This is a genomic window from Providencia sp. JGM181 (assembly GCF_018257375.1).
GTDB classification, from domain to species: Bacteria; Pseudomonadota; Gammaproteobacteria; order Enterobacterales; family Enterobacteriaceae; genus Providencia; species Providencia lanzhouensis.
The window spans coordinates 1-23271 of the sequence record NZ_JAERJY010000002.1 but is presented as its reverse complement, the minus strand read 5'-3'; the positions used below and the strand labels follow the sequence as shown (position 1 = coordinate 23271).

The following is a 23271-nucleotide window of genomic DNA, read 5'->3' as shown; positions in this document are numbered from 1 at the left end:
AGAGGCTTATGGCTGGACGAATTCCGCGTTCATTTATCAATGACTTACTCGCTCGTACCGATATCATTGATTTAGTCGATGCAAAAGTCCCGTTAAAAAAACAGGGTAAGAACCATCACGCTTGCTGTCCTTTTCATAACGAAAAAACACCATCATTTACTGTCAATGGTGAGAGACAGTTTTACTATTGTTTTGGTTGTGGTGCCCATGGTAACGCCATCGATTTTCTGATGAATTACGACAAATTAGATTTTGTCGAAGCGATAGAAGAGTTATCCGCATTACATGGTCTGGATGTTCCTTACGAAAAAGGAACCGGAACCAGCCAAATTGAACTCCATCAGCGTCAAAATTTGTACCAATTGATGGAAAAAATAAATCAGTTTTACTGCGCTGCCTTAAATCATCCATCGGCCAATAAAGCCAAAGATTATTTAAGCCAACGTGGTTTAAGTGCAGATATTATCTCGCATTTTTCGATTGGTTTTGCGCCCGCAGGCTGGGACAACCTTCTCAAGAAATTTGCCGTGAACCCAGAAAGCCGTCAGCAACTTGATGAAGCGGGCATGCTGGTCACTAATGATAATGGTCGCGTTTATGATCGCTTTAGAGAGCGGGTCATGTTCCCGATTCGGGATCGTCGCGGTCGCGTAATTGCATTTGGTGGACGGGTGTTAGGCGATGCATTGCCAAAATATTTAAACTCCCCAGAAACCGATATATTCCATAAAGGTCGCCAACTTTTTGGCCTTTATGAAGCCACGCAAAATAGTAGTGAGCTTGCAAAATTACTTGTTGTTGAAGGCTATATGGACGTTGTAGCACTCGCACAGTATGACATCCGCTATGCGGTTGCATCACTTGGCACCTCTACAACCTCTGAGCATATTCAATTGCTCTATCGCTCAACAGACACGGTAATTTGCTGTTATGACGGAGATAGAGCAGGAAGAGAAGCCGCTTGGCGTGCACTTGAAAACGCCCTTCCCTATCTGACCGATGGTCGCCAACTCCGTTTTATGTTTTTGCCTGATGGCGAAGACCCAGATTCATTGGTACGCAAAGAAGGAAAAGACGCCTTTGAGCAACGCATGGAAAATGCGCAAAGTCTTTCCACCTTTTTGTTTGACTCTTTAGTTCCCCAAGTGGATTTAAAAACCCAAGAGGGTCGAGCAAAAATTAGTAAACTTGCTATCCCATTGATAAAACAGATTCCGGGTGAAACTCTACGTCTTTATATGGCACAAGAGCTAGGAAATTTCATTGGTATACCGGATATTTCCCAAGTTCTTGCTATGATTGATAGAGAGAGTACTGAGCCAGTTAACTATCAGGCACCCAAACTGAAACCAACAACAATGCGCATACTTATCGCGTTGTTGGTGCAAAATCCGAACTTTTCGGAGCTTGTTCCCTCGCTAGAGGGAATTGCCCATATCCAAATGCCGGGGCTTTCTCTATTTCAGGAATTGGTTGAAGTTTGCCGTTCCACCCCCGGAATGACCACTGGGCAGTTGCTAGAACGTTATCGTGATAATAATTTCGCGAAACAACTTGAAAAACTCGCAACATGGAACGATATAGAAATAGAGGAAATAGCGGAAAATACCTTTATAGATGCTCTAAATCATCTATTTAATAGCGCCCTCGATGAGCGTTTCGACTATCTGATAGCGAAAGAACGAACACAAAGGCTGACACCTGAAGAGCGCGAAGAAGTCCGTCTAATCACTCTTTCACGAGTGAAAACTTAAAGCATCCAAAAAATAGTATACAAAACGGCTTAAGTGCCGCAAATAACAAGGCAACTGCCTGTAAATGCTACGAAATATAAAGGGCGTAGCGCGTAGTCAAATGTCCCTTTAAATGTTCTTGTTGGCCGTTAGTTTCGCCGACCGACACCAATTTAAATACTCAGAAGTGTGGATACCGTCTTATGGAGCAAAACCCGCAGTCACAGCTTAAGCTACTCGTCACCAAGGGTAAAGAGCAAGGTTATTTAACCTATGCTGAGGTAAACGACCATCTGCCGGAAGATATCGTCGATTCAGATCAGATTGAAGATATCATCCAGATGATTAATGACATGGGCATCCAAGTCATGGAAGAAGCACCTGATGCCGATGATTTAATTTTGGCTGAAAATACTTCCGACACGGATGAAGATGCGGCTGAAGCTGCAGCTCAAGTATTGTCCAGTGTTGAAAGTGAAATCGGCCGTACCACTGACCCAGTGCGCATGTATATGCGTGAAATGGGAACTGTCGAACTTCTTACCCGTGAAGGTGAGATCGACATCGCAAAACGTATCGAAGATGGTATCAATCAGGTTCAGTGCTCTGTTGCTGAATACCCTGAGGCTATCACCTACTTACTTGAACAGTATGACCGCGTCGAAGCTGGCGAAAGCCGCTTATCTGACCTCATCACTGGGTTCGTTGACCCAAATGCGGAAGAAGATTTAGCCCCTACAGCAACCCACGTAGGTTCTGAACTTCCACAAGAAGAGTTAGATAAAGACGACGAAGACGAAGAAGATGAAGACGGCGATGACAGCGATAGCGATGACGATAACAGCATCGATCCTGAGTTAGCGCGTCAGAAATTCTCTGATCTTCGCGAACAATATGAAAAAACTCGCACCCATATTAAACAATATGGTCGTAGCGATGCGAAAACTGCGGCAGCTATTGAGCAATTGTCCGAAGTTTTCAAAGAGTTCCGTTTAGTACCTAAGCAGTTTGACTATCTGGTCAACAACATGCGTGAAATGATGGACCGCGTTCGTATGCAAGAACGTACTATCATGAAACTGTGCGTTGAACAGTGCAAAATGCCTAAGAAGAACTTCATTACCTTATTCAGTGGCAACGAAACCAGCGAGACTTGGTTAACCGCAGCAAAAGCGATGAACAAGCCGTGGTCTGAAAAACTGCTGGAAGTGGAAGAAGAAGTTCTGCGTTGTCTGCAAAGACTGCGTCAAATCGAAGAAGAAACTGGCCTGACAATTGAACAGGTTAAAGACATCAACCGTCGCATGTCTATCGGTGAAGCTAAGGCTCGTCGTGCGAAGAAAGAGATGGTTGAAGCAAACTTACGTCTGGTTATTTCTATCGCGAAGAAATACACCAACCGTGGTCTGCAATTCCTTGATTTGATTCAAGAAGGTAACATCGGTCTGATGAAAGCGGTTGATAAGTTTGAATACCGCCGTGGTTATAAGTTCTCAACTTATGCAACATGGTGGATCCGTCAGGCTATTACCCGTTCTATCGCTGACCAAGCACGTACAATCCGTATTCCGGTTCACATGATTGAGACCATCAACAAACTGAACCGTATCTCTCGTCAAATGCTGCAAGAGATGGGTCGTGAACCATCGCCAGAAGAACTGGCAGAACGCATGCTAATGCCGGAAGATAAAATTCGTAAAGTACTGAAGATTGCGAAAGAGCCAATCTCTATGGAAACGCCAATCGGTGATGATGAAGATTCACATTTAGGCGATTTCATTGAAGATACCACATTAGAGTTACCGTTAGATTCTGCAACGTCAGAAAGCTTACGTTCGGCAACTCATGAGGTTCTGGCTGGCTTAACCGCGCGTGAAGCGAAAGTCCTGCGTATGCGTTTCGGTATCGACATGAACACTGACCACACCTTAGAGGAAGTGGGCAAACAGTTTGATGTTACCCGTGAGCGTATCCGTCAGATTGAAGCGAAAGCGCTGCGTAAATTACGTCACCCTAGCCGCTCAGAAGTTCTGCGCAGCTTCTTAGACGAATAAGCTACAACGTCTTCAAGTCTACAAAACCAAACACCTGCTTCGGCAGGTGTTTTTTTACCTATCACTCACACTTAATTTTTTGCTGGCGTTTAAGCATTAACGCTAATGAAAGCAAAATGGCCAATGCTCCACCGAACATCGCCAAGTTAAACCCCGAAACAAAGGCTGAGCGCGTTGCTTGCTCAATCATCGTCGATGAAATATGTCCATGTTGGTTAACGAGTTCGATAATCTGTTCAGTAGAAAGCTGAGTATTAATCTGTTGATTACTCAACAGTAAATCGACTGCTCGGTGAGTCATTAGCGTTCCCAACAGGGCAATACCCAGAGTCATGCCCGTTTGTCTCAATGCATTCATCACTGCAGATGCTATCCCTGAATAGGCTTTTTCAACACTCGACATCACCAATGCACCTATTGCCGGCGTCGCCATTCCCATGCCCGCCCCCAAAATAAGTAACGTCACAGCAATAAGAAAATAGTCGGTATCCGCATTCACTCGCGTCAATAACATGGATGACAGGGCAATCAGCAAGAAGCCAATAATCATAATGTTACGGACACTGTATCGCCCGGAAAGCCGACCAAAACTAAATGAAAACAGCGCCATGGCGATAAATTCTGGCGCCATTCGCAAGCCCGCTTCAAACGCCCCCCAACCTTGCCCTTTCTGTAAGAACAGCGCGATAAAAAATACATTACTGTAGGTAGCAAACCCAAGGGCAAATGACGCTATATTATATTGAAAAAAACCAGGATTTTTCTTGAATAGATACAATGGTAATAAAGGGCGAGCCGCCTTCAGCTCCACGGCAACAAACCCCAATAATGCCACAGCGCCAAGCGCTAAACTTCCCAGAGTCCATGAGTTATCCCAACCCAGCTCCCCCGCTTCAATTAACCCATACGTGAGCCCACCAAGGGCAACAATACTCAGCAACTGACCAACCGGATCCAACGCCGCTTTATCAGGATCAGCACTTTCCGTGATCCCTAACCAGCCTAATACCAAGGTCAGTAAACCGATCGGAATATTAATGATAAAGATGGTTGTCCAATCAAAGGTATCCACTAGAAAACCACCTAAGATAGGGCCAATGATCAGTGATAACGCGCTAACTGCCGACCAAATACCAATGACTTTAATTCGCTCAATGTCATTACTAAATGCCTGCGTAATAATAGATAACGCCCCAGGGATCAGGGCTGCGGCAGCAATGCCTTGGACGGCTCGTCCAAATAGCAGCCATTGGATATTTGATGCCAAAGCACAAATCAACGATCCCAATGTGAATATTGCGATCCCCACTAACCACACTCTCTTACGTCCATAACGATCGCTTAAAGGCCCAACGGAGAGAATCAATGCCGATAAGCACAATGCATAGGCATCTATAACCCATTGTAACATTGACAGATTAGTGGAAAGTTCTTGCCCTATTGCAGGGAGAGCGACATTCACAATGCTGATATCAAGCGTCGCCATAAACGTTCCCAAGCACACCGCGATAATCAAAAAAATTCGTTTCATTCTCTTATTCCCATTTTCGATCTTTTCCGCATGTTAGATCGCAACTGACCGACGGTCAATCAATATTGAGAATAAAAATCATTTGTAATTAAAATGAAGAATTCTTTGTTAGCTAACCATAAAAAACGGTCTATTGACCGTTTCATATTCCACTAAGTAACTATTCTTTCAAAACTTAGGTTATTTTACTGGTGTTTCATGCAGGTATTTCCAAGTGCACTTTTCATTTTCAACATGAATACATGCAGTTGAAATTCGTAACGACGAAACGCCTTCATTGGTCTGCAATTCTTGGTACTGTATCCAGCAATCACTTCCTAACTGCTGTATTGGCACTATATTCTGAATTGTGATGGTCAAATGAGGCTTTTTGCCAGCAAGTTGACTAAACAACGCAATGACATCTTTGTGGGCGATCCCCTGTCCTTGGATCGTGACCATTTTAAAATCCGGATCAAAGCTATTCAGTAAAAGCGGTAAACTCTCACCCTGATTGCGCCCTGTAAATACATCCTCAATGACCACATGTAAATCAATTACACTTTGTACTGCCAGCGACATTTTAGCGTCCATCTATTTTCCCTTAATAACTGAAATTAACGATAGCAGCCCCAGAATAGCTGCAATGAAAAACGTATATTGATAACGAACTAACTCTGAAGAAAATGAAACAAGGTTAAAGAGGGAAATTAATACCACCGTTCCCACACTAAAAGCCACCTGACGGTTAATATTCCACAACACACTACCTTGCAATAAATCCTTATCTTTAAAGTCTATTAATGCACTAATTTGCGCAGTATTCGCACTGATCCCACCGCCTGTTCCCATTAATAAATAAGCCATAATGAGCAACATTAATTGGCTTTGGTTATCGACCCAAAACAGAGTCAAGATCCCAATGCTATGCACAACGATACCCGCAATAAATAGGCTTCGCTTACCTAGACGATGATAAAAATAGCCGCCAGTTACCATGGAAATCAAAGCACCCGCCGCATATACCAACATAAACATGCCCGTTTGTTGTGCATTAAATCCGATATTATTTTGTAGATTAAAAATATTCAGTAAATTAACGCCCGTAAAAATTCCCGGCACCGCGTAATAAACAATAAAACCATTACGTAAATTATAATTCTTGAGTAATTGCAGGTTTAAAATCGGTGCTCGGCATTTCTTTGCGTACTGTAAATATACAATCAGCAAAGCGGCAGAAAGCGCAAAACTCAATAATGCGAGGGCTAAACTTTGGTAATCATTATAAAGGGAAAATGACATCAATAAGCTCAGTAAACTGAAACTGACTAACAGCAAGCCAATAATATCAGGCTTTTCTCGTATCTGTTTTTCACTGGATTTTACCCAGCACCAAGCCAACAATGCTGCCAGCAATGAGAACGGAAGATTTGCAAAGAATACCCATCGCCAAGAAAGAGAATCAATGATCATGCCACCAATCGCCGGAGAAAATGCCGGGGCAATTAAAGCAACCGCCATGATCATCGTGGATATCTTTTGACGCTCTTGATTAGGAAATAGTGCAAACACTAAAGCCTGCCCAACTGGAATTAATAACCCCCCAGCAATTCCCTGAATAAAACGCCAGAAAATCAAACTGTAAATAGAATCACTAAATCCACATAGCCCAACGGAAAGGGAAAATAGCAGCATTGAGTAAGCAAGTAGCTTACGCTCCCCCAAACGACCCGCTAACCACAGGCTAACAGGCATAATCAGCACGAGCCCTAAAATATAGGCATTCGCCACCCAAGAGACCATCGACTGGCTCGCCGAAAATGCCGAAGCGATATCTGGCAATGCAATGGTAGACATAAAAATATTAATACAATCAATGAAAAAGCCGAGAAGAAATACTGTAGCGATTTGATAACGGTATGACATAGCTACCTCCAGTCGCCAAGAGTAGAGTGCAGCCCTTCTCCTGTCGATGCAAAGGAAGTAAAATCATTGTTTAACACAATCAAACAATCGAATGGATTATGCAAAAAAATCTCAAGCAAATTACCAGCTTTCTTCAAGTTGTAGACTCGGGTTCATTTACCAAAGCCGCAGAGATCTTAGAGCTAAGCCGTTCGATGGTCAGTATTGATGTTAAACAGCTTGAAAAGAGATTAAATGTCAGCTTATTGGTGCGAAATACCCGCAATATTGCACTCACTGAGGTGGGGAAATATTTTTATGATGATTTTAAACGGATTCAATTACAGATAGAGGAAGCCTTTGAGAGAAGCCAAAATTTAGCAACCAACATAACTGGCACATTACGTTTCTCTTCAACCAATGAATTTGGGCAACGCTATATTTTGCCTTTACTCCCAGCATTTTGCCGGCAATACCCTCAACTACGCCTACAATACAGTTTTAACTCTTCTTTTGATGACCTATTAGCTGAAAAGCTCGATATTGCGATTCGATTAGGAAATTTAAAAAACTCCTCATTAAAATCCCGTAAGCTCAGAGAATATGCAATTTATTTGGTCGCCACACCCCAGTTTGCCAATCAATGCTCCATTAAGAATATCGAGGACTTAGCGCATATTCCATGGGTCACACATTCGTTACTGAATTTGCAAGATAGCCAATATATTCTGCAGAATTGTCACGGCGAAAAGTTTGGGTTGCCCTTATTAAACAGCCGATATGAATCCAATTCAGCAGAAACCATCCGCCAGTTGGCATTAGCCTCATTAGGTGCGGCTATTTGCCCCGCATGGCTGGTTGAAGAAGATTTAAAAGCACAGCGATTAGTGCGGTTGTTGCCTGAATTCGAGCTACCAAAACAAAACATTCAATTGCTTTATCCCAATACCCAGACTCTACCCGCCAAAACACGGGCATTTATTGAATTTTTGGTTGATAAAATACAGCTGTGACTAAGTTACAGCCACCGTCCACACCTTGGTACACACTTTCTCTAGCAGCGCTTTATTGTGGCTAAAAACAATCATCGCGAGGGGGCGTTGCTGTGAAATACGGATCAAATGCTGCCACACTTCCTTTTGAAGATGGGCATCTAATTGGGCTGTAATCTCATCAGCGATCAGCACTTTGGTTCGAGGATCGAGGGCGCGGAGTAAAGCTACCCGCGCAAGTTCTCCGCCCGATAACTCGCTGGGGCGTCGTTCTAACCATTGCGGTTTGATAGAAAGGTAATCTAACCATTGGGTATCCGGTTCCCATGCATCGCGAACACTGGAACCCACGGTACGATAGGGATTAAAGCTTTTTTCTGGGTGCTGGGGGACTAGCTGGATTGGGCAATAACCGCGATGGGGAACTGGCGCACCATTCAATAAAATTTGTCCATGTGTTGGTTGTTGCCACTGACCCAGCACACGTCCTAGCGTCGTTTTCCCAAATCCACTGGGAGCGGAAATACCCAACCGTTCATTGTCTGCTAATGACAAATTCAGGTTATCCCACAATGTCCTACCCGCTTGCTCAATACGCAGATTTTGAATCTCTAGCATCTGGCTACCTCCACTCATCCAACATCATAAATTGATGTTCAGGCAGGGCATTCCATAAAGATTGGATCCATTGTCCGCCACCACCTTGTTTGAGTTTTTGGCTACTCAGTACTTCTTCAAGCGCACCATTACGCAGTAGTGCTACACGATCGGCGAAACGCACCGCCATAGAAAGGTCATGAGTCACCCATAGAACGCCGCGACCATCACGACATAGAGATTTAATATTATCGAGTAATTGCACCGCATGCCCATCATCCAGCCATGAAGAGATCTCATCGGCGAGAATATATTCCGCGCGAGAAAGCGTGGCACTGCTCGCCAATACCCTTTTTGCCATTCCTCCTGAGAGCTGGCTTGGGTAGTGATTCACTAGGCTCGATTGCAAACTGTATTCTTGTAGGTGTCGTGCCACATCGTGCATTTTTATATGCTGCCCACTGAGTACAGCGGCGCGTTCGAGCTGAGGACCAATCTGAATTAATGGATTTAACGCACTCACCCCTTGGGGCACATAACACAACGAATTCCCGCGATACTGAGATTTGGTTTTCTCCGTCAGGGCTTGACCATTCAGTTCGATATTCCCTTTGCAGCGCATATTTTCTGGCAATAATCCTAATGCGCTTTGTAGTAATAAGCTTTTACCTTCACCGCTACCGCCAATTAGCGCCACCATTTCACCAGGTTGAATATCTAGCGAAATATCTTGCAGTAGTGGAGACCATTGCTTTTTGCCCAACCAACGATATTGCGCCACATCAATGGCCAGATTTTCAAATTTCAGCATGTTGCTTCCCTTAACCACAATTGTTGAGCCGATTTCGCAAATTGGTCAAATAGTAGAACTAACCCCATCAATGCCGCTCCGGGGAAAACGACCATCCACCATGCACCAGTACTCAAATAACGTAACGCTTCAGAAAGCAGGATACCCAGTGATGGCTCATGGGGTGCGAGCCCAAATCCGAGGAAACTTAACGCGGCGCTGTGTAACACGGAATGCGGAAACATTAATAATGTCCCGACCATCCATTGAGGAAGCAACATCGGTAAATAATGGTAACGTAAACGCTCAAAGGCGCTGTTACCTATACGATGGGATAGCATGATGTAATCGGTTTGCTGAACTCGCAACAGTTCTGAGCGCAAGATTAATGTCAGTTTAGGCCAGTGGGTTAATGCCACCGCCCAAATCACCCCCATCTTTCCACCACCCAGCGTAAAGCAGATCAGCACCAATAGCAGTAAATGTGGTAGAGCAAGGAGCGCATCAATAATACCGCGTACTACATAATCCATGCTTTTATTGAGCGAAGATAACCCCGCCATCACCAAGGCGATAATGCCGCTGGTTATCGACGCGGTTAAACCAATTTGTAAACTAGTAGCAATCCCTTGAAATGTACGCTCAAATAAATCGCGCCCTAAATTATCTGTCCCAAATAAGTGCAGTAATGACGGCGCCTGTCGCCTATCTAGCAAGCTCATTTCAATATCAGACGAAAGCAACCAAAAAGCGTAGCCACCTAATAAAATCAGGCAACTTAATGAAAGGATTAATTTAATCAGTGCGCGATTAGGATTATAGGTCATGATTCTCTTATCACTCCCTTATTCACCCGTTTCAATAGCAAATCCGCCATCGTATTACTGAAGAAAATCAGCACGGCGCACAGCATCACAATCCCCATTAACAATGGCACATCTCCGCGTAATCCAGCATCAATGGTGGCTTGTCCTAACCCTGGGTACGCAAACACTTTCTCCGCCAACAATGCGCCACTAAAAAGCTCGCCGACAGAGGCAAACTGCAAGCAAATCGCAGGGGTGATAGCGTGTTTAAGCACATGGAAGCCCATCATTGACCAGCCTTTATCCCCTTGCGCTTGTGCATAATGAATAAATTCGCTATTCATCACTTCGGCCACTTTCGCACGGGTGTGTAAGGCAATGGTGCCCACGCCCAACATGCCAAGGGCAATCACGGGCAAAATCAAATGCTGAATTTTTTGTGAGAATGTGGCGGTCTGTTCATCGAGGCCTATCGGCCATGCGCAGCAAATGGGTGCCCATTTTAAAGAAACCGCAAACAGGGAAAGCAACAATAAACCTATCCAAAAGACGGGAATTGAGGCAAGTAAATAACAAAATGCCGAAATGATTTTATCAGGCCAGCGGTTTAAATAGCGACCCGCCACTAACCCAAGTCCAAACCCAACCACGCCGGAAAACACCCACGCACTGCCGAGCAAAGCCAGTGAAGGAACAATCCGGTCAGAAATCACTTGTAAAACTGGGGTATTGTACAGCATCGAATACCCCAAATCCCCTTGAAGCATTTGTGAAAACCAGCGCCAAAACTGCATCCAAAGCGGTTGGTCAAGCCCCCATCGCGCCGCAATTAGCGGGTATTGCTCTGGGGGCACATGCATCAAGTCATTACCAATATAGGCTTTGATCGGATCAATCGGCGAGTAGCTTAGTAGGATAAAAATCCCTACCGCTGTTACCGTTAACAGACAGATAAATCGCAATAAAAGCCCAAAGGTCGTTCGCATTACTTACAAGTCCACTTCCATTCATCGACGTTATTCAACACAGACCAAGATCCGTGAATTTCAGGGGCACTTTTACCTAAATCAACACATTGATTCGATAAGTAAATATGCTGGACATTCATCAACCAAGCCCATGCTGCATCCCCTTGGATACCAACGCCCACTTTGCCATTCCAGTCCACTTGTTGCCATAACGGAATAGCGGCATCTTGGTCAGGTTGGCGTAGCGCTTCTTCGATAATTTCATCCACCGCTGGGTTTTTATAGTAACCCGCATTGTAGAAGCCGACACCCGCGGCTTTGCTGCTGTAGTTATGGACTAACTCCATTGGGTCGAGGCTGCCCCAACCAAATAGCGTTGGGTTAGCATGCATATGCAGTTCAACGGTTTCCCAACTACCCGATTTTAAGTCCATCTCGATGCCGAGTGGTTTTAAGCTTGAGCGGATCGCTTGGGCTAGATCGCGGCGAGTTGTGTCCCCACTGGCATACCACAGAGTGAGTTTCGCCACTTTGCCATTTTTCTCTCTTAAACCGTCTTTATTCAGCTTCCAGCCAGCCTCTTCCAAAATGGCTTTGGCTTTGTCTAAATCCCCATCTTTGAATGACGATTTAGGGTTATTCCAAGGTAACCCAGCAACGCCGGTATAAGCAGGAACAGCAAAACCTTCAAGGACAGATTCCGCCAACAGCTTGCGATCTAATGCGTAGTTTATGGCTTTACGAATGGCGACATCGGAAGTGATATCGTTACCGATTGGGTTGCCCTGAGCATCTTTTTCGCCAGCCGGTGGAATTGGGAATGAGATCCCGCGGTTTTCCACGCTGTAACGCTCAATGAGCTTCATGTTAGGGACATTATTTGCATTACTTGCGACCGCTGGCGGGATGCGTACAACTTCAAGTTGAGCGCTCTGTGCAGCCGCAAATGCGGCGTCTTCATCAAGGAATACAAACACCATTTTGCCGTAGTCATTTTTAGGACCGGCATAGTATGGGTTTTGCTCAACAATCAGTTGCTGACCCGGTTGGAATGCGACTAAACGGTATGGACCTGCCCCAATCGGGTTATGAGCGTATGTTTTTGCATCATACTTATCCGCAGAGACGATCCCTAACGATCCCAACACGTTGATAAAGGTACTTTGCGGGGAGGATAAGGTAATTTTCACGGTCAGCGGGTCGATTTCTTCTGCTTTCGCGAAGTTACCCATATCCACTTTACCGCCGCTCGCTGCCACATTGTTGTAGCTGAATACCACATCTTTAGCGGTTAACGGTGAACCGTCTGAGAATTTCAGATCCTTTTTCAAGGTCAGCGTCCACTCTTTACCATCTGCATTGTGCGTGTAGCTTTCGAGCATATAGCTGTGCCAAGAAAGATCCGCTTTTTGCTTTAAGAGTGGACTATGCAGGAGCAAGTAACTACCGTGGCTCCAACCCAACATTGGGTCAAAACCTTCAGTGGGTTCTGCGCCAATGGCAAGTCGTAAAGTGTGTGTAGATGATGCGGGCTCAGCCGCTTGTGCTTGCAGGGTTAATCCCATTAAACACATGGCAACCGCTAATTTTTTAATCATATATCCCTCTAGTCGGTGATTTTTTCATTTCGGTACCGTTTTCAGGTACCGTTTTTAGGGTACAAATAACTAACAAATTCGAGGTAATGGCTCGCTATGCGGCAAATCTAACAGTCGGGAAGCACCAAAAATACCCACCAGCTTCACCTGTTTATTTTCTGTCACATAACCAATGGTTTTGGCATTAACGCCTAATGGATGTTGACGCAATACGGCTAAAACTTGCTGTTCCACATCGGGTTTCACCACAATCACTAATTTGCCTTCGTTGGCAAAATTAAGGGGTTCTAAACCTAATAACTCACACACGCCACGAACGGCGGAAGAAACGGGTAAATCCCCTTCATTGATGGAAATACCGCAACCACTGGCTTGCGCAAATTCATGCAAAATAGCATTTACACCACCACGAGTGGCATCACGCAGAGCGCGTACACCATCAATATCACGTAAAGGCTCAATGATCGGAGTTAAAACCGCGCAATCGCTGCTGAGTTGCCCTTCTAAACCGAGCTGTTCACGCAAGTTTAAAATGGTCGCACCATGATCGCCCAGTGTCCCACTGACAATCACTTTATCTCCCGCTTGAATTTGCTGAGCGCCCCAATGAATTTCGGTTGGGATCACGCCAATACCCGCAGTATTGATAAACACTTTATCCGCCGCGCCACGCTGTACAACCTTGGTATCTCCCGTCACTATCTGCACTCCCGCCGCTTTAGCGGTTGCCGCCATGGATTCCACAATGGTTTGCAAATCTGACAGTGGCAGACCTTCTTCAAGAATAAAACCGCAAGAGAGGTATTTGGGAACAGCACCGCTAACCGCCACGTCATTCACCGTACCGCAAACTGCCAGTTTCCCAATATTGCCGCCGGGGAAAAAAATAGGGTCAATCACATAGCTGTCGGTACTGAATGCTAAACGGTCACCTAATGCGGTCATTTCAGCGAGAGAAAGGCGCGCTTGGTCCTCACGTTCATCGAGAGCTTGGTTAGCAAAAGCCTGTAAAAACAGCTGTTCAATCAGCTGCTGCATGGCTAAGCCACCACTACCATGAGCCATAGTAACCACGTTTTTAGAATCCGAGCTCATTTTACGCCTCCCGACGATATTGGTAATACGCGGCGCAGGCTCCTTCAGAAGAGACCATCAACGCGCCAAATGCCGTTTGTGGTGTACAACGTTGCCCAAACAGCGGGCATTCATTTGGTTTACAACGCCCCGTGAGCACATCACCGCAACGTGCTTGAGGGTCATCCGACACTTGATGAGGCTGGATATTAAAACGCAGCTCTGCATCAAAGGTTTGGTAATCAAGAGTTAACTGCACACCTGAACCTGCAATTTCCCCCAATCCACGCCACTCACTGGTGGCTTTCAATTCAAACACATCGTCCAAGGCTTTCAGTGCCAGCAAGTTGCCTTCATCCGCCACGATACGCTTATATTGGTTTTCCACCTCACAGCGACCATCCGCAATTTGATCCACCAACATGGCAAGAGATTGCAAAATATCGAGAGGTTCAAACCCTGTAACTACCAGCGGTTTATGGAATTCTTGGGTAATGAATTGATAAGGATGGGCGCCAATCACCATACTGACGTGCCCCGGCGCAAGGAAGCCATCAATTCGCACATCAGGCTGTTCAAGCAGGCTACGAAGGGTTGGGATAATGGTGATATGTTGGCAAAATACTGAGAAGTTTTTCACTTGGCGCAGACGCGCTTGTTGTAGTGTCAGCGCGGTACTCGGCATGGTGGTTTCAAATCCCAAACCGAAAAATACCACTTCACGTTCAGGATTTTGCTGGGCAAGATTTAACGCATCTAAGGGTGAATAAACGATCCGCACATCCGCACCACGGCGTTTCGCATCCAGCAAAGAGCCATTTTTACCCGGCACACGCATCGCATCGCCATAGGTGCAGAAAATAACTTCAGGACGTTCAGCTATTTCAATGCAGCCATCAATTCGTCCCATCGGCAGTACACAGACTGGGCAACCCGGTCCGTGCACAAATTCAATTTCAGGAGGAAGAAGTTGGTCAATACCAAACTTGAAGATGGCGTGGGTGTGACCACCACACACTTCCATTAACTGTAATGGGCGCTGCTTGGCTCTTGGGATATCCGCAATACGCTTGCGGATATGCGCCAATAAGGCTTTTGCCAAGGCAGGGTCGCGAAACTCATCGACGTACTGCATCTGTTGCTCCCGAATTTAGCCCTGTAAAGTCTCCCACTTCATGGTCTAACTGGCTCATTGCCGTTAGCGCATCAAGGGTGGCCTGAGCCTCTTCTTCGTTAATCACACTCATTGCAAAGCCAACGTGTACCAAGACCCATTGACCTAGCAGATCTGCCGTGTCACCTTCACAAATCAGCCCAATGTTCACGTCACGTTTCACGCCACAGACGTCAACTTGCGCCAATTGGTGGACATCTTCGCCCACCGCGACGATTTTACCCGGTATTCCTAAGCACATAGCTGAGTCTCCAGCCATGCTAGCCAAGCATCCATCCCTTCACCGCTAGTGGCAGAGACTTTGATCACTTGGATGTTCGGATTCACCCGTTTTGCATTGGCAATACAGGCTTCTACATCAAAATGTAAGTAAGGCAGTAAGTCGATTTTATTGAGGATCATAATGTCTGACGCCGCAAACATATGCGGGTATTTCAAGGGTTTGTCTTCACCTTCAGTGACAGATAGCACCGCAACTTTATGGCGTTCCCCTAGATCAAAACTTGCTGGGCAGACTAAGTTCCCAACGTTTTCAATAAATAGCAAGCTGTTCTCATCCAAACCTAAACGGTCAACCGCATCATGCACCATTTGTGCATCTAAGTGGCAGCCTTTGCCTGTGTTCACTTGAATCGCTGGCACGCCTGTTTCACGAATACGCTGAGCATCATTGGTAGTCTGCTGATCCCCTTCAATCACCGCGCAGTTCAATTTGTCACGCAGACGCAATAGGGTTTCAGTCAGTAAGGTGGTTTTACCGGAGCCGGGGCTTGAAACGAGATTCAATGCCAAAATATTTTTTGCCACAAAATCTTCGCGATTGTGCTCGGCTAGATGGTTGTTTTTATCCAGAACATCCATCTCAATTTGTAACATACGTTTTTGGCTAATACCCGGCGCATGGGTTCCCGCTTCACCTTGACCATAATCGAGGTCATGGTGTTCACCTGCGGGGGCAAAAGTGGATTCCGCTTCATGGCTATGATCATGAGAATGCGGATGCTCGTGCTTATGTTTATGCTTATGTTTTTCAATCTTCACGCCACAGGTTTCGGGCTCAGATTGATAGTAGTGGTTCACATCACCTTGATGATAATAATGGTGATGAATAATCACCGTTTTACCACTATGTTCTGCTGCATGAGAGTGGTCATGGTGATGATGGTCGTGGTCATGATGATCATGGTCATGTCCATGAGAATGGTGATCATGGTGATGATCATGGTCATGAGGGTGATGGTGATCATGTCCATGGTGGTGGTCATGATCATGGTGATGTTGGTGCTCATCACCTTCAATTCTGCGCTCTCCCGAAGCACAGCCACAAGTACTACACATAATGATTACTCCATAAGTGAGTGATGAAGTTAGCTTAGTGCAACATCAGAAAAATAGGTTGATTCACCGCAAGGTCAATTCACAATTTTCGCTCTAAATCACACAAAAGGTTCTTAGATCAAAAATCTATTCGATTTCTAATTCTTTGATTCGCAGGCTGTCACCGTTCTCAACTTTGAGGTTAAAACCGTGACATTTAGGGCAAGCGGCGTCGTGAGTGTGGACATCAACACTTTTACTACAATCCCAACACCATGCTTGAGCAGGACGATACAGGATATGCAATTGACTACCGTGTGCCACGGTTCCGCGGCACGCGATATCAAAACAAAAACGAAGGGCACTCTCTTCAATGCAAGAGAGTGCACCAATTTCCAACCAAACGCCGGTCACCTTTTTCACCTGATGCTGTCTTACTTGCTGTTCAATGATCTCAACAGCACTTTGGCATAAAGAGACTTCATGCATTATTGGTCTCCCAGATAACGAGCGAACACAGCGCGACGTTCCGGCGATTTAGGGACATTAGGATCCGTCACAGGTAAAGAGAGCAACATCCGCGCGCAGTCATCAGCCAGATGTTCACCCTGCGTTGCAGTTAGCTTTCTGTCTAATGGCGACATTAATGAACACGCCAAATATTGAGTTAGCCCTTCCAGTTCCCCAACGGTGTATGTCATTTCGCCGTAAGGGAGAATCAAACCAAGTTTCTCCCCAACAACACGATACTCCCAATATTGGTCAGGACCCGGCAGGATGATCGCACTCAACATCCAAGGGGTGATAACCGCCCCTACCCATTGATTTTCAAATAACGAAAATGCACTGGCATAGATGCCCATTGTCGGATGCAAGAAGGACAAATCATGCATCGATTGCTGAGCGACTCGTTCAAAAGCAGCCTGAACCAGAGGCTGCGGGTTTTGAGAGTAACCTTGGATTTCTTTTGGCATGGATTCATTAGGCATGGAGACACTCTTCTTTTGCGATAATCTCTAACCCTTCACTGCGTAGCACTTCGATCACTTTTTGCAGTGCAGGCTCTAATGCAGCTTGCCCCGTCGCCGTTAAACCGATATTCGGTTCTAACGACTCAGGCACAATTCCCACCAGTGTCAGACGCTTTGGAAACTCATCGGTTAGATGCAGCGCCGATAACACATCGGAAAGCCCTAACTGATGGGGTGAGATTTTACGGGTAAACAGCGCGGGTACTTCGGCATCGCGCAGTACCAAAATGCTACCGGGCTGCTGACTCGACAGCACCACATCCGCAATAATCAGATGATCACGATCCGCCATAGCGCCAATCAGCTCCATGCCTGCCGTTCCACCATCCAATACCTCAACACATTCTGGTAAGTGATAACGTTCTTCGAGTGCTTCAACAATGCGCACACCGATACCTTCATCACTCAGCAAAATATTGCCAACACCTAAGACTAATATACGCATTACAGCACCTTCACCTTAGTCACTTCGGAGCCTTCTGTATCGACGATATGCACCGCACAAGACATGCATGGGTCGAAGGAGTGGATCGTTCTAACGACTTCCAATGGTTTAGATGGATCAGCCACCGTAGTTCCGACTAGCGCTTGCTCATAAGGACCTGGTTCATCATTGAAATTACGTGGACCCGAGTTCCATGTAGATGGAACAACCGCTTGATAGTTTTCAATTTTACCGTCTTTTACCACCACCCAGTGGGATAACAGACCACGAGGCACTTCACCAAAACCAACCCCTTTGATAACCGTATCTTGTGGGAAGTTTGGTTTGATAAAGGTGGTGTGATCGCCTTTACCGATGTTATCCACCAGCGCTTGCCATTGAATAGACAAGGTTTCGTTTAACACGCAGCAACGAACAGTACGACCAATAATGCGACCTAATGTTGATTCGAGCTGGTCTTTAGTGATCGTGTTGCCTGTTAAGGTTTGGTATAAACCAACGACGTCATTAAAGTGTTTTTCAGTTGGCTCATGTTTCGCTGCCAGTTTGCACAGCAAGTCAGCTAATGGACCCACTTCCACAGTTTTGTCGTAGAAGGTTGGCGCTTTAACCCAAGAGTATTTACCGTCATCATCCCAGCCTGTGTAGTCTGGAATTGTGGTACCTTCCCATGGGGCTTGAGGTTCGTTATCTTTGTACCATGCGTGCTTGCTGCTCTCTTTAATACCGTTAATCAGGTATTCGTCAGTGTGGCTAGTGATTGGGCGATAAGTACTGAAATCCCCATTTTCCAGATAACCACCCGGTAGCAAGAAGCTGCCATTTTTGTTATCCATCGGCATTTCAGGCACACACATATAGTGTTTGGCGCCTTTACCCATTTCTAACCATTCTGGATAACCCGATGCGATCACTGCCGCGTCGATTTTGTACACTTGTTCAATAAAATCCCCTAAACGGTCAATAAAGGATTTCACGTACATTAAGCGCTCAAGGTTAAGTACACCAATACCATCAAGGTTGATTGGGTTAGCAACACCGCCCACCGCTAAGTTTTGAATATGCGGTGTTTTACCACCTAGCAGTGCTACGATACGGTTAGCATCACGCTGGCATTCCAGCGCTTGCAGGTAGTGAGCCACCGCAATTAAGTTCACTTCTGGCGACAATTTCATCGCAGGGTGACCCCAATAGCCGTTAGCGAAAATACCTAACTGACCGCTGGCGACTAAATCTTTGATTTTGTTTTGAACACGGGTGAACTCTTCAGGGCTGTTTAACGACCATGTAGAGACCCCTTTAAGCATATTCGCCGCTTTGGTTGGGTCAGCTTTTAATGCAGAAGTAATGTCTACCCAGTCCAGCGCAGATAACTGATAAAAATGCACAATATGGTCTTGGATAGTATGCGCCGCCAAAATCATATTACGGATATATTGCGCGTTAACAGGCACTTCAAGATTTAGTGCGCTTTCAATAGTACGCACAGAAATGATCCCGTGAACCGTGGTACATACCCCACAAATACGCTGCATGATCATCCATGCATCGCGGGCATCTTTCCCTTTTACGATCTCTTCCATACCACGCCACATGGTGCCGGATGCCCACGCTTTAGTGACTTTTCCATCTTCGATTTCGCAATCAATGCGTAAGTGACCTTCGATACGAGTTACCGGGTCGATAGTTATACGTTGGCTCATGCTTTACCTCGGGCCTGAGAAGGACTTGAATTAGATTTTTTTATTGCTGGAATAATCGGTAATAGGCGAACTAACAAGATGTATGCGCACACCTCGATGGCCACAAAACCGATGGAAATTAATATCTCTTCTGCGGTTGGGAAATAGTCATATCCACCGCCAGGATTGAAGGCGATCAGTGAGTAGCTCATACGCCATAGCGCAGAACCCAGTAACATGCTTAATCCACTGATATATAACCATCTTGAGTCAGTACGCAGGGATGGCATACGGAAGATAATCAGCGGGATCACCATTAATGCAGTCTCAATCCAGAACATCATGGCGTAGAAATCCATCGCCATCACATAGTGCATCTTGCCGCGATAAATCAGTTCACCGAAACGGCAAACCAAGAACAGCACTAAGAACACTTGAAGGATATTGGTTAACTTAACAAACAGAGGTCGTTCATCAGCCCCTTGCCCTTTTAACGCTGACTGCAATAAGGAACCTTCAAAAATCACAATGGAAAAACCCATAATAAAGGCGGTCAGTAGCGATAATAACGGCAACATTTCATAGCTTTGCCAAATCGGGTGAACCTTATGCCCTGCGGCAATCATCAGTGAACCCATAGACGATTGGTGCATCATTGGCAGTAACGCACCCAATGCGATGATGAAAAACATCACTTTATTCAGGCGTTTTAATGACACTTTCCAATTAAAGCGTTCACAAATTGCAGGGGCAAACTCCAGCGCCATCACACCGATGTAGATAGTCATACACACTGCGGTTTCAAACAGCACAGAGTTGGTATTAAAGTACCCTGGAATATAGAAATAAGGCAGGTTCCAGTAGCGACCCACGTCGATAGTGATAGACAAACCACCGAGAGAGTAACCAAACAGACTTGCCAGCAGTGCAGGACGTACTAACGGGTGATATTCACCGCGGTTAAAGACATACACTGCCCACGCTAACGCCCATCCACCACAGGCAAAACCGGTACCAATCAGTAAGTCGAAGGCAATCCAGATCCCCCATGGGTATCCGCCGTTCAGGTCAGAGACTGAACCCAGACCAAACACTAAACGTTTTACAATCAAAATCAGGCACAGGATGACAAACGGTCCGAAGACAATCACTGGCCAACTGACTAAACGCCCACCTAGCGGCTGTTCTTTATCATGCGTTGCCATTAGAGTCGTCCCCCTTGTCCTTATGATTTTGGTCGTCATGCGTTTTATGGTCATGAGATTTGTCGTCATGAGAATCATGATTCTTGGTATTGCGATACACTAAGAAACTCAGTCCCGCTAACGCCGCAAGAGGCAGAACCATGCCTTTATACAAGGTGTGCTGAACATTTTCAGAACGTGCACCGGTTGCCAGTTCATCTAGCTCTGGCAGTCCCAGATTTTGATATGGCACACCAGAAAGCACCATGACCTGAGTACCACCACCTTCCAACTCACCGTAAATATGCTGCTGGTATTTCGGTGCTGGCATCACGTTCGGGTCATTGTGATGAACAGTTTGGCGAGGGAAGCCGTACTCTTCGCCCACTTTCAGCGATAAACGTTTTTTCGCTTCGGCGAGAAGCTCTTCACGAGTACCAAAAATCACCGCGCCTGTTGGACACACTTCAACACAACCCGGTAAACCGCCTTTATCTAAGCGCTCTACGCCTTTTTGGTTACACAGCTCACATTTATGAATTGCACCAAATTTGTCGTCATAAGCATATTTAGGAATGTTGAATGGGCAACCCACCATGCAATAACGACAACCCGTACAGATATCTGGGTCGTAATGCACGATGCCTGTTTTTGGGTCTTTGGTTAGCGCAGAAACAGGACAAACAGAGACGCAGTTAGGATCAACGCAGTGCATACACTGTTTTTTAATGTAGGCGTAGCCATCTTTTTCCTGATCTTTATGCAAGCCTGAGCCATCGCTCCACACTTGGATCACGTTGTTGGTGTATGGCGTCAGTTTGTCATTGTTTGACCATGTTTGAGGACCAACAGGGTTGCGCTCAGGATGGTTAATATCTTGACACTTGGTGACGCACGCTTGGCACCCAACACAGAGTGTCGAGTCATACAGCATACCCAGCGCATTCGGAATTGGCGGCCTATTTTCCGCTCCCGCCAAGCTCGGTGAAGTGGTGCTTGCAAGCAGCGCTCCCCCAGCTGAGAGCTTAAGGAAATTTCGTCTATCCACGGTTATTCTCCCCGTGAGTTGGTATCATTTTGACGTTTTTGACGCCCTAACTCACGCACAGCCATCACACTGACACCCGCCACCAGACCGACTACACCACCGATTAACCCCACGGCAGTTGCAGAAACTTGTCCACCTTCTTTATTATTCAAATCCGGTTTTTCGGAACGTGGTGTTTGGTTTTCCACATTCGCTAATTGGTGGATACCTTTGTGGAAGCCCACATTTTCTTCGTTACAGCCGTAGCATGGATGCCCGATTGCCACTGGCCACACGCCGCCAACGTCACAAAATTGCAAGGTTGAACAGTTGCCGTAAGTTTCTGGCCCTTTACAGCCTAAATGGTATAAACACCAACCTTCACGGTGACCAGCATCGCCGAACTCTTTTGCGAAGCGCCCCGCATCAAAGTGTGGACGGCGTTCACAGTGTTCATGAATTAATCGACCGTACGCGAACATTGGACGATTTTTGCTATCCAACGCTGGTGGACGGTTATAGGTGATCAGGTGGGCAACTGTTGCTAAGAAGTTATGTGGGTTTGGCGGGCAACCCGGAATGTTGATAACGGTTTTATCTTTGATAACTTCATTTAAGCCAACCGCGCCTGTTGGGTTATCCCCAGCCGCAGCAACCCCACCCCAAGAAGCGCAAGATCCGATAGCAATAATCGCAGCCGCACCTTCAGCAGCCATACGGATATGCTCAACGATAGGTTTTCCGGCCACCATGCAGTAGATGCCATCATCTTTCAGTGGAATCGAACCATCGACCACTAAAACATACTTACCTTTATATTTTTCAATAGCATTGTGCTTGTTCTCTTCAACCTGCTCACCAAAAGCCGCAGAGAGAACTTCGTGATATTCGAGAGAAATGGTATCGAGAATTAAATTTTCGAGGGTTGGGTGAGTCGCACACAGCAACGATTCTGTGCATCCTGTACACTCTTGAGCACCAATCCAAATGACGGGTGGACGTTCTGGATCACTCACCGCATCAGCCATTTGAGCGGCGGCTTTTCCACTTAACCCCATTGTCGCAGCAAGCGCTGTACACAACTTCATAAAGTCACGGCGATTAATGCCATGGGGAGAAAGAATAGAGTTATCTCCTGCCATTTCTATTTCCTATTATGAGTGGCTTAGAGCCTATTTATTAGGCTATTTTTCTTTACGATTTTGCATTCAAAAAATAAATAAAATCCGCCACATATTAGAAATATGCATAGGAATTTAGGTATTATTTGTATTCAAAATCGCTTCACCAATTACACCTAATAAGCAGAGACCTTATTAGAATTACCTGATGTGTAAATATAAATGAGATCCTAGTCCTACCGCTTTTTAATCACTTGATCCTG

General features: G+C 45.7%; 21 protein-coding genes and 1 pseudogene. 3 read left to right on the top strand and 19 right to left on the bottom strand.

The genetic code is table 11. The features are described from left to right. Window positions 1–8: 8 nt before the first annotated feature. Both dnaG and rpoD read left to right on the top strand, forming a co-directional pair. Window positions 9–1754 carry a DNA primase gene (dnaG, locus tag JK188_RS00600; protein ID WP_036956253.1) on the top strand — a complete coding sequence of 582 codons (1746 nt, stop codon included), beginning with the start codon at window positions 9–11 and terminating at the stop codon, window positions 1752–1754. A gap of 164 nt (window positions 1755–1918) precedes the next feature. Continuing rightward, window positions 1919–3787, top strand: a pseudogene (gene rpoD / locus JK188_RS00595) (RNA polymerase sigma factor RpoD); the annotation flags it as partial. Between the two features lie 61 nt (window positions 3788–3848). Here the strand turns inward: rpoD and JK188_RS00590 are convergent. From JK188_RS00590 to JK188_RS00580, 3 genes are all read right to left on the bottom strand, one after another. After that, the gene (locus JK188_RS00590; RefSeq protein ID WP_211887426.1) at window positions 3849–5318 is read right to left on the bottom strand and encodes an MFS transporter; all 1470 of its coding nucleotides are present in this window, start codon (window positions 5316–5318) and stop codon (window positions 3849–3851) included. Window positions 5319–5498: 180 nt separating this feature from the next. Next, a complete protein-coding gene (locus JK188_RS00585) occupies window positions 5499–5891 on the bottom strand; it encodes a hypothetical protein (protein WP_211887424.1) in 393 nt (130 codons plus the stop codon). Further along, window positions 5892–7223, bottom strand: a complete 1332-nt coding sequence (locus JK188_RS00580; protein WP_211887423.1) for an MFS transporter — start codon at window positions 7221–7223, stop codon at window positions 5892–5894. It lies immediately after the preceding gene. Between the two features lie 98 nt (window positions 7224–7321). Here JK188_RS00580 and JK188_RS00575 point away from each other — a divergent pair, with 98 nt between their 5' ends. Then, the gene (locus tag JK188_RS00575) at window positions 7322–8215 is read left to right on the top strand and encodes a LysR family transcriptional regulator (RefSeq protein ID WP_211887421.1); all 894 of its coding nucleotides are present in this window, start codon (window positions 7322–7324) and stop codon (window positions 8213–8215) included. On the opposite strand, the gene JK188_RS00570 is transcribed toward JK188_RS00575, so the two are convergent. The 16 genes from JK188_RS00570 to hybO all read right to left on the bottom strand — a co-directional run bounded on the left by JK188_RS00570 (window position 8216) and on the right by hybO (window position 23029). Further along, window positions 8216–8812, bottom strand: coding sequence for an ATP-binding cassette domain-containing protein (locus JK188_RS00570; protein ID WP_211887419.1), 597 nt, complete (start codon window positions 8810–8812; stop codon window positions 8216–8218). It abuts the gene before it with no gap. A gap of 4 nt (window positions 8813–8816) precedes the next feature. Further along, window positions 8817–9602 (bottom strand): ATP-binding cassette domain-containing protein, encoded by a 786-nt coding sequence (locus JK188_RS00565; RefSeq protein ID WP_211887417.1) that lies wholly within the window; start codon window positions 9600–9602, stop codon window positions 8817–8819. Continuing rightward, window positions 9596–10408, bottom strand: coding sequence for an ABC transporter permease (locus tag JK188_RS00560; RefSeq protein WP_211887415.1), 813 nt, complete (start codon window positions 10406–10408; stop codon window positions 9596–9598). The genes JK188_RS00565 and JK188_RS00560 overlap by 7 nt, the downstream gene beginning before the upstream one ends. Next, window positions 10405–11373, bottom strand: coding sequence for an ABC transporter permease (locus tag JK188_RS00555; RefSeq protein WP_211887413.1), 969 nt, complete (start codon window positions 11371–11373; stop codon window positions 10405–10407). The genes JK188_RS00560 and JK188_RS00555 overlap by 4 nt, the downstream gene beginning before the upstream one ends. Next, window positions 11373–12953: an ABC transporter substrate-binding protein gene (locus tag JK188_RS00550; protein ID WP_211887411.1), complete on the bottom strand. Its 1581-nt coding sequence runs from the start codon at window positions 12951–12953 to the stop codon at window positions 11373–11375. Before JK188_RS00550 ends, JK188_RS00555 begins: the two co-directional genes overlap by 1 nt. A gap of 69 nt (window positions 12954–13022) precedes the next feature. After that, window positions 13023–14048, bottom strand: coding sequence for a hydrogenase expression/formation protein HypE (hypE, locus tag JK188_RS00545; RefSeq protein WP_211887409.1), 1026 nt, complete (start codon window positions 14046–14048; stop codon window positions 13023–13025). Between the two features lies 1 nt (window position 14049). Continuing rightward, entirely contained in the window at window positions 14050–15162 is a 1113-nt protein-coding gene (hypD, locus tag JK188_RS00540; RefSeq protein ID WP_108478456.1) for a hydrogenase formation protein HypD, read from the bottom strand. Continuing rightward, on the bottom strand, window positions 15146–15442 hold the full coding sequence (gene hybG / locus JK188_RS00535; RefSeq protein ID WP_036956233.1) for a hydrogenase maturation factor HybG: 297 nt from the start codon (window positions 15440–15442) through the stop codon (window positions 15146–15148). Before hybG ends, hypD begins: the two co-directional genes overlap by 17 nt. Beyond that, a complete protein-coding gene (gene hypB, locus JK188_RS00530; protein ID WP_211887407.1) occupies window positions 15433–16539 on the bottom strand; it encodes a hydrogenase nickel incorporation protein HypB in 1107 nt (368 codons plus the stop codon). The genes hybG and hypB overlap by 10 nt, the downstream gene beginning before the upstream one ends. Window positions 16540–16665: 126 nt before the next feature. After that, window positions 16666–17007 (bottom strand): hydrogenase maturation nickel metallochaperone HypA, encoded by a 342-nt coding sequence (gene hypA, locus JK188_RS00525; RefSeq protein ID WP_211887405.1) that lies wholly within the window; start codon window positions 17005–17007, stop codon window positions 16666–16668. After that, entirely contained in the window at window positions 17007–17492 is a 486-nt protein-coding gene (gene hybE / locus JK188_RS00520) for a hydrogenase-2 assembly chaperone (RefSeq protein ID WP_211887540.1), read from the bottom strand. The genes hypA and hybE overlap by 1 nt, the downstream gene beginning before the upstream one ends. A gap of 7 nt (window positions 17493–17499) precedes the next feature. Continuing rightward, on the bottom strand, window positions 17500–17994 hold the full coding sequence (locus JK188_RS00515) for a HyaD/HybD family hydrogenase maturation endopeptidase (RefSeq protein ID WP_154627706.1): 495 nt from the start codon (window positions 17992–17994) through the stop codon (window positions 17500–17502). Then, window positions 17994–19697, bottom strand: coding sequence for a hydrogenase 2 large subunit (gene hybC, locus JK188_RS00510; RefSeq protein ID WP_211887404.1), 1704 nt, complete (start codon window positions 19695–19697; stop codon window positions 17994–17996). The genes JK188_RS00515 and hybC overlap by 1 nt, the downstream gene beginning before the upstream one ends. Beyond that, window positions 19694–20881 (bottom strand): Ni/Fe-hydrogenase cytochrome b subunit, encoded by a 1188-nt coding sequence (gene hybB, locus JK188_RS00505; protein ID WP_036956223.1) that lies wholly within the window; start codon window positions 20879–20881, stop codon window positions 19694–19696. Before hybB ends, hybC begins: the two co-directional genes overlap by 4 nt. After that, on the bottom strand, window positions 20868–21908 hold the full coding sequence (gene hybA, locus JK188_RS00500; protein ID WP_211887402.1) for a hydrogenase 2 operon protein HybA: 1041 nt from the start codon (window positions 21906–21908) through the stop codon (window positions 20868–20870). Before hybA ends, hybB begins: the two co-directional genes overlap by 14 nt. Window positions 21909–21910: 2 nt before the next feature. Continuing rightward, window positions 21911–23029 (bottom strand): hydrogenase 2 small subunit, encoded by a 1119-nt coding sequence (hybO, locus tag JK188_RS00495; protein WP_036956217.1) that lies wholly within the window; start codon window positions 23027–23029, stop codon window positions 21911–21913. Window positions 23030–23271 lie beyond the last annotated feature (242 nt).